Annotated in this window: 11 protein-coding genes, 1 rRNA gene and 2 pseudogenes; 11 read left to right on the top strand and 3 right to left on the bottom strand. The window is 71.2% G+C overall.

The features are described 5' to 3' along the window. Positions 1-6 precede the first annotated feature (6 nt). From rrf to ACLJRM_RS32340, 9 genes are all read left to right on the top strand, one after another. Positions 7-123 (top strand): 5S ribosomal RNA (gene rrf, locus ACLJRM_RS32380). Between the two features lie 165 nt (positions 124-288). Then, positions 289-2,256: a hypothetical protein gene (locus ACLJRM_RS32375; RefSeq protein ID WP_410665208.1), complete on the top strand. Its 1,968-nt coding sequence runs from the start codon at positions 289-291 to the stop codon at positions 2,254-2,256. Beyond that, positions 2,249-3,238, top strand: coding sequence for an HAD-IIA family hydrolase (locus tag ACLJRM_RS32370; protein ID WP_410665207.1), 990 nt, complete (start codon positions 2,249-2,251; stop codon positions 3,236-3,238). Before ACLJRM_RS32375 ends, ACLJRM_RS32370 begins: the two co-directional genes overlap by 8 nt. Positions 3,239-3,260: 22 nt before the next feature. Beyond that, positions 3,261-3,500: a hypothetical protein gene (locus ACLJRM_RS32365; RefSeq protein WP_410665206.1), complete on the top strand. Its 240-nt coding sequence runs from the start codon at positions 3,261-3,263 to the stop codon at positions 3,498-3,500. 4 nt (positions 3,501-3,504) lie between these two features. Beyond that, complete coding sequence (locus ACLJRM_RS32360) at positions 3,505-4,320, top strand: TlyA family RNA methyltransferase (protein ID WP_101608743.1); 816 nt, start codon at positions 3,505-3,507, stop codon at positions 4,318-4,320. Continuing rightward, positions 4,317-5,228 (top strand): NAD kinase, encoded by a 912-nt coding sequence (locus ACLJRM_RS32355; protein WP_101608742.1) that lies wholly within the window; start codon positions 4,317-4,319, stop codon positions 5,226-5,228. Before ACLJRM_RS32360 ends, ACLJRM_RS32355 begins: the two co-directional genes overlap by 4 nt. 104 nt (positions 5,229-5,332) lie before the next feature. Then, positions 5,333-7,129 (top strand): DNA repair protein RecN, encoded by a 1,797-nt coding sequence (gene recN, locus ACLJRM_RS32350; RefSeq protein ID WP_410605308.1) that lies wholly within the window; start codon positions 5,333-5,335, stop codon positions 7,127-7,129. 127 nt (positions 7,130-7,256) lie between these two features. Further along, positions 7,257-8,441, top strand: a complete 1,185-nt coding sequence (gene steA / locus ACLJRM_RS32345) for a putative cytokinetic ring protein SteA (protein ID WP_101608740.1) — start codon at positions 7,257-7,259, stop codon at positions 8,439-8,441. After that, a complete protein-coding gene (locus ACLJRM_RS32340) occupies positions 8,438-9,385 on the top strand; it encodes a copper transporter (RefSeq protein ID WP_101608739.1) in 948 nt (315 codons plus the stop codon). Before steA ends, ACLJRM_RS32340 begins: the two co-directional genes overlap by 4 nt. Before the next feature lie 62 nt (positions 9,386-9,447). On the opposite strand, the pseudogene ACLJRM_RS32335 reads toward ACLJRM_RS32340, so the two are convergent. Beyond that, positions 9,448-9,635, bottom strand: a pseudogene (locus ACLJRM_RS32335) (Asp/Glu/hydantoin racemase); the annotation flags it as partial. Beyond that, positions 9,592-9,723: pseudogene (locus ACLJRM_RS32330) on the bottom strand (hypothetical protein); the annotation flags it as partial. The pseudogenes ACLJRM_RS32330 and ACLJRM_RS32335, both read right to left, overlap by 44 nt. A gap of 78 nt (positions 9,724-9,801) precedes the next feature. On the opposite strand from ACLJRM_RS32330, the gene ACLJRM_RS32325 reads away from it, so the two are divergent. Together ACLJRM_RS32325 and ACLJRM_RS32320 are read left to right on the top strand one after the other, a co-directional pair. Continuing rightward, positions 9,802-10,479, top strand: a complete 678-nt coding sequence (locus ACLJRM_RS32325) for a GntR family transcriptional regulator (RefSeq protein ID WP_410665205.1) — start codon at positions 9,802-9,804, stop codon at positions 10,477-10,479. 23 nt (positions 10,480-10,502) lie between these two features. Next, positions 10,503-11,477: an aminoglycoside phosphotransferase family protein gene (locus ACLJRM_RS32320; protein ID WP_410665204.1), complete on the top strand. Its 975-nt coding sequence runs from the start codon at positions 10,503-10,505 to the stop codon at positions 11,475-11,477. On the opposite strand, the gene aroA is transcribed toward ACLJRM_RS32320, so the two are convergent. After that, positions 11,435-12,721 carry a 3-phosphoshikimate 1-carboxyvinyltransferase gene (gene aroA / locus ACLJRM_RS32315; RefSeq protein WP_410605303.1) on the bottom strand — a complete coding sequence of 429 codons (1,287 nt, stop codon included), beginning with the start codon at positions 12,719-12,721 and terminating at the stop codon, positions 11,435-11,437. The two genes, ACLJRM_RS32320 and aroA, sit on opposite strands and share 43 nt — an antisense overlap. Positions 12,722-12,791 lie beyond the last annotated feature (70 nt).

Here is a 12,791-nt window from a genome sequence, read left to right as displayed (position 1 = left end):
TAGTGTTTCGGTGGTTATAGCGTCAGGGAAACGCCCGGTCCCATTCCGAACCCGGAAGCTAAGCCTGACAGCGCCGATGGTACTGCAACCGAAGGGTTGTGGGAGAGTAGGACACCGCCGGACTAACCTCAGGACAGGGTCCTGACCAGGGTCGAGAACCTCTGACAGGTTCTCCCCGGTCAGGGCCCTGTCTCTTTTCATGTCCAGGGACGGACTACAGTGGTCCGTTGGCGCGCCCAGAGGGTGTCGCCGGTATCGAAAACTTTTTCAATAGTGGCAGGAGGCCAGGTGTCCGAGTTCGGTCGACGTGACTCAGATGATGGCGCGTCCGGCCGGTCGGGCCGCCGGGACGAGAGTCCCCGCGGAGGCCGGTCTGACGCGCAGCGAGGTGACCGGCGTGGTTCCGCCGGCGGTGGGCAGGACCGGGGCGGCCGCGATGGCGGCTACCAGGGCCGCCCGCGCCGTGACGACCGCGGTGCCCGCGGTACGAGCAGCTACTCCGGCAAGCCCGCGCGCAGTGGCGATGGTCCCCGTGACCAGCGCTCCGGCGGTAGCCGGTTCGCCGGGCAGGGCCGTGACGAGAACCGTCCGCGCTACAACAACAACGACGACCGCCGGGGCCCCGGCGCCGGCGACCGTCGTGACGACCGTTCGGGTGGTCGCGACAGCAGGGACAACCGCGGAGGCGGCTACCGCTCCGACGACCGCCGGGACAGCCGCGGCGGTGACCGTGGCGGTTACCGCTCGGACAACCGCGGTGGCGACAGCCGCGGCGGTGACCGTGGAGGCTATCGCGGCGGCGACAACCGCAGCGACAATCGTGGCGGAGACCGCGGTGGGTTCCGGTCCGACAACCGCGGCGGCGGCGACCGTGGTGGCTACCGTTCGGACAACCGCGGCGACAGCCGTGGCAGCGACAGTCGCGGTGGCGACCGTGGCGGTTACCGCTCCTCCGACAGCCGTCCCGAGCGCCGCTCGGACAATCGTTCGGACAACCGTTCCGAGGGCCGGTACGAGAAGCGTTCCGACAGCCGCCCGGCCCGTTCGGGCTACAGCTCGGACAACCGCGGCCGTTCCGACGACCGCCCGTCCGGCAACCGGTACGAAGGACGCCCTCAGGGCAAGTCGTCGTACGGCGACCGCGACAACCGGGGCGGCGGCGGCGACCGTCGCCCGTCCTCCTACCGCGATCGTGACGACCGCGGCGCCTCGCGTTCCGGTGGCTACAACAGCGACCGCCGTGACGACAAGCGCCCCTCCTCGGGAGACCGTCGTCCCAGCAGCGGTGGCTACGAGCGCAAGTCCTACGGCGATCGCGACAACCGCGGTGGCGACAGTCGTGGCGGCGACAACCGTGGTGGCGGCTACCGCCCCTCCGGCGACCGTCCCGACCGCAGGCCTTCCGGTGACCGTCCGGAGAAGCGGTACGACGACAAGCGCGGAGACTCCCGCGGCGGCGAAGGCCGGTTCGAGCGCAAGCGCGACGACCGTCCCCAGCGTGACCGTTCCGAGGGGCGCAAGGACTTCCGGTCCTCGCCCCGCATGGACGACAAGCAGATCGACGACGAGACCTTGGCGCGCGAGCTGCTCGAGGCCCCGGAACTGCCCGAAGGCATCGAGTTCTCCGACCTCGACGAAGACGCCCGCCGCGAACTCCGCACCCTGCCCAAGGCACTCGCGGAGACCGTCGGCAAGCACCTCGTCGCCGCCGGCGGGCTGGTCGACGATGACCCCGAGGCCGCGCTCGCGCACGCCAAGTACGCGAAGGCCAAGGCGTCGCGGGTCCCGATCGTCCGTGAGGCGCTCGGCCTGGTCGCCTACCACGCGGGCAACTGGTCCGACGCCCTGTCCGAGCTGCGGGCCGTCCGCCGGATGACCCGGGCCGACGACCACATCGCGATCATCGCCGACGCCGAGCGGGCCATCGGCCGTCCGGAGCGTGCGCTGGATCTCGCGAAGGAGGTCGACAAGGAGCGTCTGTCCAAGGCGACCCAGATCGAACTCGCGATCGTCGCCGCCGGCGCGCGCCGCGACCTCGGTCAGCTCGACGCCGCGGTCGTCTCCCTGCAGAGTGACGACCTCAAGGCCGAGAAGCGCGATCCGTGGAGCGCCAGGCTTTTCTACGCCTACGCCGACAACCTCGCCGCCGCCGACCGCAAGGAAGAAGCGATCCGCTGGTTCCTCAACGCGGCAGAGGCCGACGAGGAGGACGAGACCGACGCCGCCGAGCGCGCCGCGGAGCTCACGAATGGCTGACGCTCTGTCAGCCGGGTACGACGCGGTCCTGTTCGACCTCGACGGCACGGTCTATCACGGCAGCACCGTGGTCCCGGGCGCACCGGAAGCCCTCCGTGCGCTCCGGGACGGCGGCACCGCCGTCCGGTGGGTGACGAACAACGCCTCCAAGGCGCCCGCGCAGGTCTCCGAGCACCTCGAGGCACTCGGACTGCCCGCCACCCCCGAAGAGGTCCACACGAGCTCTCAGGCGGCCGCCACCCTGTTGGGTGAGCGGCTGCCTCAGGGCGCCGTCGTGCTCGTCGTGGGTACGGAGTCGCTGGCCGCCGAAATCGAGTCGGCGGGGCTGCGGACGGTCCGGGAAGCCGGTCCGGACGTGGCGGCCGTGGTCCAGGGGCACTCCCCGGACAACACCTGGGCCGCTCTCGCGGAGGCGTGTCTCGCCATCCGCGCGGGCGCGCTGTGGGTGGCGACCAACGTCGACGCGACCTTGCCGACCGAGCGCGGTCTGCTGCCGGGCAACGGGTCGATGGTGGCCGCGTTGCGCCACGCCACCGGCCTCGAACCGCTGGTGGCGGGCAAGCCGGCGCCGCTGCTGTTCACCACGGCGGCCCGGGACGCGGGCGCGGAGCGGGCACTCGTGGTGGGCGACAGGCTCGACACCGACATCGAGGGCGCTGTCGCGGCCGGGATCGACGCGCTCTGCGTCATGACCGGTGTCGCCGACGCGGCGTCCTTGCTCGAAGCGAGGCCCGAAGAGCGTCCGCGTTACCTCGCGCAGGACCTGACCGGGCTGAGTGACCGCGCGGATCTGCTCGAAATCGGGCCCAAGGACGGCTGGCGCGTCACCGCACAGGGTGACGTGCTCGAGGCCGAGGGTGAAGGTGACTCCCTGGACCTGCTGCGCGCGTTGTGCGCGGTGGCCTGGGAGTCGGGGATCACCGAGGTCCGTGGTGTGGGCGACACCGCCCGCGCCGCGCTCGGCGAGCTGCGCCTCGCCTGACCAGCGCTGCTAACTTGGTGGGGTGCAAGACCACCACCCCGTTCCGCGACCGCCGGTGCCCGGCCCCCCGCCGGTACCCGGACCACCGGCGATCCAGGCAGACCACTTCGCGCAGCAGGACACGGACCCCCGCGCCGGGGTCGACGAGGCCGTGGCGGGTCTCGACGACCTGGCCTCGCTTCCGCTCTCGGAGCACGTCGATCGCTTCGAAGCCGTGCACACCGAGCTGACGGTGGCACTGTCCACCATCGACAAGGTCTGACCGCGTGCCCAAACGCGCCCGCCTGGACGCGGAGCTCGTCCGGCGGGGTCTCGCCCGCTCCCGCGAGCAAGCGTCCGCTCTGATCGCCGAGGGCAAGGTCAGCGTGCGCGGGATGGTGGCCACCAAACCCGCGACCGGGGTCGAGTCCGGCGCGCCGATCGTGGTGCGCGACAGTGACGATCCCGGCTGGGCCTCCCGAGGCGCGCACAAACTGCTCGGCGCGCTCGAAGCCTTCACCCCGCAAGGTCTTTCCACCGAGGGAAAGCGCTGCCTCGACGCGGGCGCCTCGACCGGTGGCTTCACCGATGTCCTGCTGCGAGGTGGCGCCGCCACGGTGATCGCGGCCGACGTCGGCCGCGGTCTGCTGGACTGGCGCCTGCGCACCGACGACCGCGTGGTCGTCCTCGACAAGACGAACGTCCGCAACCTGACCCCGGAGGACCTCGGCGGGCAGGTCGACCTCGTGGTCGGGGACCTCTCGTTCATCTCGCTCAAAATCGTGCTTCCCGCGCTGGCCGCCTGCGCACGGGACGGCGCCGACCTGGTGCCGATGGTGAAACCGCAGTTCGAGGTCGGCAAGGACCGGCTCGGCAGCGGTGGCGTCGTGCGTGATCCCGAGCTGCGGGTCGAATCGGTGCTCGGCGTGCTCGCCGAGGCCGAGAAGCTGGATCTGCGCCTGCGTGGCGTCGTGGCGAGCCCGCTCCCCGGGCCGTCCGGGAACGTCGAATACTTCGTCTGGCTTACCCGCGGGGCGGGAGAGACCATCGGCACCGACGCCGAACGGCTCGTCCGGACCGCAGTCCTGGAGGGACCCCAATGAGCGATCGCGAGGTGCTGCTCGTCGTGCACCCGGACCGGGACGCGACCCGGGACGCGGCACGCGAGGTGTCGGCCCGTTTCGCCAAGGCCGGTGTGCGGCTGCGGGTACTCGACGAGGACGTCCGGGAGATGCTCGAGGCGGACGGCGGGATCGGCGCGCCCTGCACGGTCATGGCGCCGGAGCAGGACCCCGCCGCCGGGACCGAGCTGGTGTTCGTCCTCGGCGGTGACGGCACGCTCCTGCGGGCCGCGGAACTCGCCAGGCCGAACGGCGTCCCCGTGCTCGGCGTGAACCTCGGCCGCGTCGGCTTCCTCGCCGAGGCCGATTCGGACAAGCTCGCGGACACCGTCCAGCGCGCCGTCGACGGCGACTACCAGGTCGAAGAGCGGATGACCGTCGACGTCGTGGTCAGTGTCGACGGTGAGGAGACCGTCCACACGTGGGCGCTCAACGAGGCCAGCGTCGAGAAGAGTTCGCGTGAGCGAGTGCTGGACGCGCTCATCGAGGTCGACGGAAGGCCCGTGTCGTCCTTCGGCTGCGATGGCGTCCTGTGCGCCACGCCGACCGGCTCGACGGCGTACGCGTTCTCCGCGGGCGGCCCGATCATCTGGCCGGACGTCCAGGCGCTCCTGGTGGTCCCGAGCAACGCGCACGCGATGTTCTCCCGGCCGCTGGTTGTCTCCCGTGACTCGGAGATCACCGTCGCCATCGATCCGGACGGGTCGCCCGCCGTTCTGACCTGCGACGGATCGCGGACCTTCGATCTTCCCGCCGGCGCGTCCGTGCGGGTCACCTGCGGCCGGGTGCCGGTGCGGCTGATCCGGCTGTGGGAAGGCCCGTTCACCGACCGGCTGGTGCACAAGTTCTCGTTGCCGATCAAGGGCTGGCGGGAGCGACACGCCCGCTGACGGATGTCATGAAAGGGGCTTTCAGGACGAAAAACGTCTTGAAAGCCCCTTTCATGACGTGGCGGGTGCGGGAACGGTCGGGGTGGGCCGCTACGGTGGGCGTCGTGCTGGCCGAGATGCGCATCCAGGGCCTCGGAGTCATCGAGGACGCCCTGCTGGAACTGCACGCGGGCTTCACCGTGGTCACCGGTGAGACGGGTGCGGGCAAGACGATGGTCGTCAGCGGGTTGCACCTGCTCTCCGGCGGCCGAGCCGAAGTGTCCAAGGTGCGAACGGGAATGCTGAAGGCCTTCGTGGAAGGCCGATTCGAGCTGGGCGGTGCCGAGGGCGCCACCCGGATCGTCACCGACGCCGGGGCGGAGGTCGACGAGGACGGCAGTGTCATCGCGCTGCGCGCGGTCTCGGTCGACGGCCGGTCCCGTGCTCACCTCGGTGGCCGTTCGGTGCCGGTCGGCGTGCTCGCCGACCTGTCCGAGCAGCTGATCGCCGTCCACGGGCAGAACGATCAGCTGAGGCTGCTGCGGCCGGCCGAGCAGCGCGCGGTGATCGACCGGTTCGCCGGCGAGGCCGTCACCGAACCGCTGGAGCAGTACCGCGCGGTCCGGGACGACTGGCTCGCCGTCGTCGCCGAACTGACCGAGCGCTCCACCCGCTCCCGCGAGATGGCCCAGCAGGCCGACCTGCTGCGGCACGGGCTCGCCGAAATCGACGCCGTCGCGCCGGAACCCGGCGAGGACACCGAACTCACCGAGCAGATCAAGCGCCTGGCCGCGGTCGACGAACTGCGGTCCGCGTCCAGCGCGGCGCACGCCGCCGTCGCCGGTTCGGCGGAAGGGGATCCGGACGCGCCCGGCGCGCTGGGACTGATCGGCGAGGCGACGCGCCACCTGACCGGTTCCGAGGACGCCGTGCTGCGTGAACTCGGGCCCCGGCTGGACGAAGCGTCGGTGCTGTTGTCCGAAGTGAGCACCGAGCTGGGCAGCTACCTCGAAACGCTCGACGCCGATCCCGCGCTCCTGGAGAAGGTGCTCGCGCGCCAGGCGGACTTGAAGCGGCTCACGCGGAAGTACGCGGCCGATGTGGACGGTGTGCTCGCCTGGGCCGACGACGCCCGCCGCCGGATGTCCACGATGGACACCTCCGAGGAGGCACTGTCCGAACTGGCCACTCGCCGTGACGCGCTCGCCGTGACCCTCGCCGAGCACGCCCTCCGTCTGTCGGAGGCGCGCGTCGAGGCCGCCGCCGAACTGGCCGAGGCGATCACCGCCGAGATGTCCGGGCTCGCCATGGGACAGGCGGAGATCGAGATTACCGTCGAGCGGCGCACGGTGGACGAGAGCGATTCGCACGCGGTGAAGGTCGGAGGCAGGCTCGTGCACGCCGGTCCCGATGGGATCGACGACGTCGAACTGCTGCTGCGCGCGCACAACGGCGCCCCGCCGCTTCCCGTGCACAAGGCCGCTTCCGGCGGTGAGCTTTCCCGCGTGATGCTGGCGATCGAGGTCGTCCTCGCGCATGCGGACACCGTGCAGACGCTGGTGTTCGACGAGGTCGACGCCGGGGTCGGCGGCCGCGCCGCGGTCGAGATCGGCAGGCGGCTCGCGCGGCTGGCGCGCAGTCACCAGGTCCTCGTGGTCACGCACCTGCCGCAGGTGGCGGCGTTCGCCGATCAGCATCTGGTGGTGGACAAGGGCACGAGCGGCGGGGTGACCCGCAGTGGCGTGCGCGTCCTCGAACAATCGGAACGCGTCGTCGAACTCGCGCGCATGCTCGCCGGAATGGAAAGCACCGAGACCGGCCGCGCGCACGCGGAGGAATTGCTCGCCGTCGCCGAGGCCGACAAGAGCGCGCCGGACAAGCCCAAAGCCCGTCGCGGCGGAAAGCGCAAGAAGGCGAAATAACGCTCCGAAACCGGGTCGACCCCATCGTGGGACAACCGGCGTAGCCCGACCCGGTGTGGGTTAATCGGCGTGTTTCCATCGGCGTGGCGGACGCAGAAGGTCGCGCGGATTTGTCACTATCGGTCGCATGAAGCTCACCGGCTTGCTCACTCGTAACCAAGAGACCCTCCCCGGTATCACCGGCGTCGCCAGGGTCGACAGGCGTACGCGCGAGCTTCTCCGCCGGCTGAGCCCGGGCGACATAGTCGTCCTCGACCAGCTCGATCTCGACCGTTCGACGGCCGACGCCTTGGTGGAGGCCGAAGTCGCGGCGGTGGTGAACGCCTCGCCGTCGATCTCCGGCCGGTTCCCCAACCTCGGCCCGGAGATCCTGCTCGAGGCGGGGATCCCGCTGGTGGATTCGGTCGGCGGTGAGTTGCTGCGCAAGGTGAAGGACGGCACGAAACTCCGCCTGCACGAGGGCGTCGTCTACATCGGTGAGCGGCAGCTCGGATCGGGGATCCAGCAGACGCGCGAGAGCGTCGCGGATCAGATGATCGAGGCCAAGGCCGGGATGTCCACCCAGCTGGAGGCGTTCTCCGCGAACACGATCGAATTCCTGCGCCGGGAACGCAGCCTCATTCTCGACGGTGTCGGGGTGCCGGAGATCCGAGTCCCGTTGAAGGACCGGCACGCCCTCGTGGTCGCGGGCGGCAACGGGCACGCCGAAGACCTCAAGAAGCTGAAGAAGTACATTTCCGAGCACCGGCCGGTGCTGATCGGTGTCGACGCCGGGGCGGACACCCTGCGCGCGCAGGGGTACCAGCCGGACGTCATCGTCGGCGACCCGCACGGCATCGGCGCCGAGACGCTCCGCAGCGGCGGTGAGGTCGTGGTCCCGGCGCAGCCGGACGGGCACGCGCCGGGCGTCGAGCGCATCCAGGACCTCGGGATCGGCGCGGTCACCTTCCCCGCGACGGGCAACGCCGAGGACCTCGCGCTCCTGCTGGCGGACGCGCACGAGGCGAGTCTGGTGGTCACGGTCGGTTTCCAGGCGACACTGCGGGAATTCCTCGACCACGGCCGGTCCGGGTCGAACCCGTCGACGTTCCTCACCAGGCTCAAGCTCGGCACGAAACTGGTGGACGGCAAGGCCGTCGCGACGCTGCACCGCAGCCGGGTGTCGATCGGCGCCATCGTGCTGCTGGTACTGGCGACCTTGGTGGCCGTCGCGGCCGCACTGCTCGTCTCCGACGTGGGTTCGGTCTACCTCGACTGGATCCGCGACACCTGGAACTCGTTCATCGCCTGGGGCAAGGGACTCTTCACGTGATTTCTCTGCGGTACCACATCGTTTCCATCGCCGCCTGCTTTCTGGCGCTCGCGCTCGGGGTGGTGCTCGGGTCCACCGCCCTGAACGGTTCGCTGCTTTCGGGGCTCGCCAGCCAGAAAGAGGACCTGGGCTCCCAGGTCGCGGATCTGGAGGCGCAGCGCAATTCGCTCAACGCCCGGCTCAGCGACGCGGACACGTTCGCCGGGGCCATGGGCCCGAAGGTCGTCGCCGGTCAGCTGGACAAGCGTTCGGTGGTGCTGGTGACCACAGAGGACGCGAAGCCCGCGGACCGCGACGCGCTCAAGCAGCTCGTCGGGCAGGCGGGTGCCGCCGTCACCGGCGAGATCCAGCTGACCGAGGCGTTCTCGGACCCGATGCGGTCCGATCAGCTGCGTGATGTCGTGACGCGCCTGCAGCCCGCCGGTGTCCAGTTCCCGACCGCGGGCGACCCCGGCACCCTCGCCGGCGCGCTGCTCGGCTCGGTGGCGTTGCTGAACAAGGACAACGCGCAGCCGCAGTCGACGCCGGTGGAACTCGCCGCCGCGCTCGGCGGCCTCACCGACGGCGGTTTCCTCAAGGCGGGCCAGGACGTCAAACCCGCGCAGCTCGCGATCGTCCTCACCGGCTCCAAGTACACCGGCGACGGCGCCGGTGACCGTGCTTCGACCGTCGCGCGCTTCGCCGCCCAGCTCGACCGGTCCGGCGCGGGCACGGTACTGGCGGGCGACGCGGGATCCGCCGACGGCACCGGCGCGATCGGCGTCGTCCGCGCCGACACCTCGTCGACCTCGATTCTGTCCACTGTGGACAACGCGGAGACCGCGGCGGGCCGGGTCACCACGATCATGGCGCTGCGCGAACAGCTCGAAGGCGGCGCCGGACGCTACGGGATCGCGGGCAACGCCCAGGCTCCCGCCCCCGGAATCGCCGCCGCGGGCAACTGACCCCCCGCGTTTCGTCCTCTAGTTGCGGGGCCAGAGAAGGGTTTTGGGGAGCGGGCGGGCGTGACGTCGAGCAGGTCTCGCGCGCCTTCCCGCCCATGTTCGCCGAAACCGGCCATCACGAGCGCGTCGAACTGCTCGTCCAGCCCGTTCAGGAGGCCGAGGACGGCCGCCGCGCTCAGAAAGCTGTCCAGCGCCCCTCCGCGGATTCAGGGCCCCACAACGGCGTTCTGGCCAGGATCTCGGTGCCCGGCCCGCGCGGCCGCGGAAGCGGTGCCGATGAACCACGAGTACGGCGCCGCGGGGGCGAAGAACGGCACCAGCGCGATGACCGCGGACAACCGCGGTGGCCCGTCGTCAAGGTTTCTGCCGATAAACTCGGGTTACGAGCTGTTACGGCTGTGTCGAGGGGAGATCGGGTGGCCGAGGAAGGACCGCGGCAGCCGCTGGGCGCGACCCGGCAACGGGTCCGGGACGAGCTGCGCGAACGGATCCTCACCGGGCGGTTGAAACCGGGGGACCGGCTCGTCGAACGCGAACTCGCCGAGGACCTCGGCGTCTCGCGGGTCCCGGTGCGCGAGGCCATCCGCAGTCTGGAGGCCGAAGGCTTCCTCGCCGTGCAGTCGCCCCGGCGGATCGTCGTGCGACGGCTGGCCAAGGCCGACGTCGAGGAGCTGTTCGACGTCCGTGAGGCGCTCGAAGGTCTCGCCGCGGGGCTGGCCGCCGAGCGGGCGGGCAAGCCGGAACTGCGCGCGCTCGAACGCCTGCTCACCGACGCGGCGCGTGCCACCGAAAGCGGCGACCCGGCTCGGATCACCTCGCTCAACACCCGCTTCCACGACGAGATCGTCGCGCTGGCGGGCAACGGGCTGCTGCACGAGATCCTGCGGCCGCTCGAAGGCAGGCTGCGCTGGCTCACCAGCCAGAACGAGCGCTGGGGCGAACTGCTCGACGAGCACCGCCGCCTCTACGACGCGATCGCGTCCGGCGACGCGAGCAGGGCGCGGGACCACGCCGTGGAGCACGTCCGCGTGAATCGCGCGGTCACGCTGCGGACGTTGTTCCCCGAGGACGGCGGAGAACGTTCCGCGGGCTGAACCGGACATGTCAGACTCGCCGGATGATCACCGACGAACAACGGGCCGCCCGCACCGCGCGGGCGGTGGCCGCCGCGGTCGCCGCGGGCCGCGACCTCGGCCTCGCCGTCATCGAACCCGAGGTCCTGTACGACGTCTTCTCCGTCATCGTGAAGCTGGCGCCTTCGCCCGTGGTCGTGCGCGTGCCGACAGTGCTGCCGCGCACCACCACCCCGGACACGCAGCTGGCCGACCAGCGGCGTGAGCTCACGGTCGCCGCCTGGCTCGGCGAGAAGGGGCTGCCGGTCGTCAAGCCGAGCCCGCTGGTGCCCGCGGAACCCGTGCGACGGGACGGCTTCTCGATGACGTTCTGGGAACTCATCGAGTTCGTCGAGGACGCGAACCTCAGGGCCGAATACTCGGCGGGACTCGTGGCGAAGCTGCACGCCGCGCTCCGCGAGTACCCCGGCGAGCTGGCGTTCCTGACCGGGCTCGACCCGTTCATCCCCGACGCTCTCACCCAGCTCGAACACCGGCCGGACCTGCTCGACCCGGCCGACCTCGACCGCGCCCGCCGCGAATGGGAGCACTTCCGGCCACTGCTGGAATCGGAGGAGGCGTTCGCCAGGGCCTTCCCCGGGAGCACCGTCCAGCCGATCCACGGAGACTCGCCGGGCTACAACCTGATCGTCACGAGCGAAGGCGAGCTCTACTCCGACTTCGAACTCGTCAACCGAGGCCCGATCGAACGCGACCTCGCCTTCAACGGCCCCGAGGCCATCGAGGCGTACAACGCCGCCGCCGCGGAACTGGGCCTGCGCGAGGTGGACGAAACCGTGCTGCGGACGATGGAGGCCGTCGGCCTGCTGCAGGTGATCGCCTGTCTGGCGATGGCGCCCGACCTGCCGATGCTCGTCGACGGTCTCAAGCCGATGATCGACCAATGGCGGGAAACGCCGTTCGCGGGCGGCCTCGCTCAGCCGAGCATCGACGTCCAGGCTTCGGCGAATCCGGGGTAGGTCTTCCCGACCGTCCCCGGGTTCTCCACCTCGACGCCTTCGACCTTCAGCCCCAGCACCGCGGCCGCCATCACCAGGCGATGGTCGTCGTAGGTGTGGAACTTCCCGCCGTGCAGCGGCGCGGGCGTGATCCGCAGCCCGTCCTCGGTCTCGCGGACGTCGGCGCCGAACGACGACAGCTCGGTGGCGAGCGCGGTCAGCCGGTCGGTCTCGTGGCCGCGCAGGTGCGCCACCCCGGAGATGACCGACGGGCCTTCGGCGAAGCACAGCAGCGCGGCGATCACCGGCGTGAGTTCGCCGACGTCGTGCAGATCCAGCTCGGCGCCGGGGATCGTGCCGCTGCCGGTGACCGTCAGGCCGCCCGCGTCGAGTTCGGCGGTCGCGCCGAGGACGGGCAGGAGGCTGCGGAGCCAGTCTCCGGGCTGGGTCGTCTGCTGCGGCCAGCCCGCGATCCGCACCGTGCCGCCGGTCGCGACGGCCGCGGCGACGAACGGCGCCGCCGTCGAGAGATCCGGCTCGACGACGTACTCGGGGCAGGAGAGCCGTGTCGGAGCGACGTGGAACTCGGCGCCCTCGCGGTCCACAGTGGCCCCGAACCGGCGGAGCATCTCGACGGTCATCGCGATATGCGGCTCGCTGGGCACCGCGCCGCCGACCAGGCGCACGGTGACGCCCTGCTGGAACGACGGTCCCGCGAGCAGCAGCGCGGACAGGAACTGGCTCGACGCCGACGCGTCCAGATCGACCTTGCCTCCTCGCAGACCGCCTTCGCCGTGGACGGTGAACGGCACCGCGTCGCGCCGGTCGTCGTCGATGCGGGCGCCGAGGCCGCGAAGCGCCTTCAGCAGCGGGCCGATGGGACGGCGGCGGAGCGCCTCGTCCCCGTCGAACAGCGCCGGGCCGGTGCCCAGCGCGGCGAGCGCGGGGGTGAACCGGGCGACCGTGCCCGCGTTGCCCAGTTCCACCCGGACGGTGTCATGGGGATGCACGCGCCCGGGGCCGAGCGGGTGCACGAGGTAACCGGAGATGCCTTCCTGTGAATGGGCGCCGAGGGCGTAGATGGCGCCGAGCATCAGCCGCGCGTCCCGGGAGTCGAGCGGGGTCCGCACCCGCGTCGGCGCGCTGGCGAGCGCGGCGAGGACGTAGGCCCGGTTGGTGATCGACTTCGAGCCGGGCACACGGACGTCCGCGTCGAGCGGGCCTTCCGCGACCGGTGCGGTCCAGGTGTCGTGCGCGTCTGTCACGCCGCGAGGGTAGCGGTTTTCCACTCCATCGGACGCTTGCGGCGTGGCCGGTGAGCGCTTCGGCGGGCGT

The sequence above is a fragment of the Amycolatopsis sp. lyj-84 genome (assembly GCF_046549075.1).
Taxonomy (GTDB): Bacteria; Actinomycetota; Actinomycetes; order Mycobacteriales; family Pseudonocardiaceae; genus Amycolatopsis.
This window is presented reverse-complemented; position numbering and strand designations above follow the sequence as displayed.

Bases quoted from the DNA above. Each gene is read 5' to 3' on its own strand.
- ACLJRM_RS32320 (WP_410665204.1), top strand. From the start codon at position 10,503: ATGATCACCGACGAACAACGGGCCGCCCGCACCGCGCGGGCGGTGGCC.
- ACLJRM_RS32355 (WP_101608742.1), top strand. From the start codon at position 4,317: ATGAGCGATCGCGAGGTGCTGCTCGTCGTGCACCCGGACCGGGACGCG.
- steA (WP_101608740.1), top strand. From the start codon at position 7,257: ATGAAGCTCACCGGCTTGCTCACTCGTAACCAAGAGACCCTCCCCGGT.
- ACLJRM_RS32370 (WP_410665207.1), top strand. From the start codon at position 2,249: ATGGCTGACGCTCTGTCAGCCGGGTACGACGCGGTCCTGTTCGACCTC.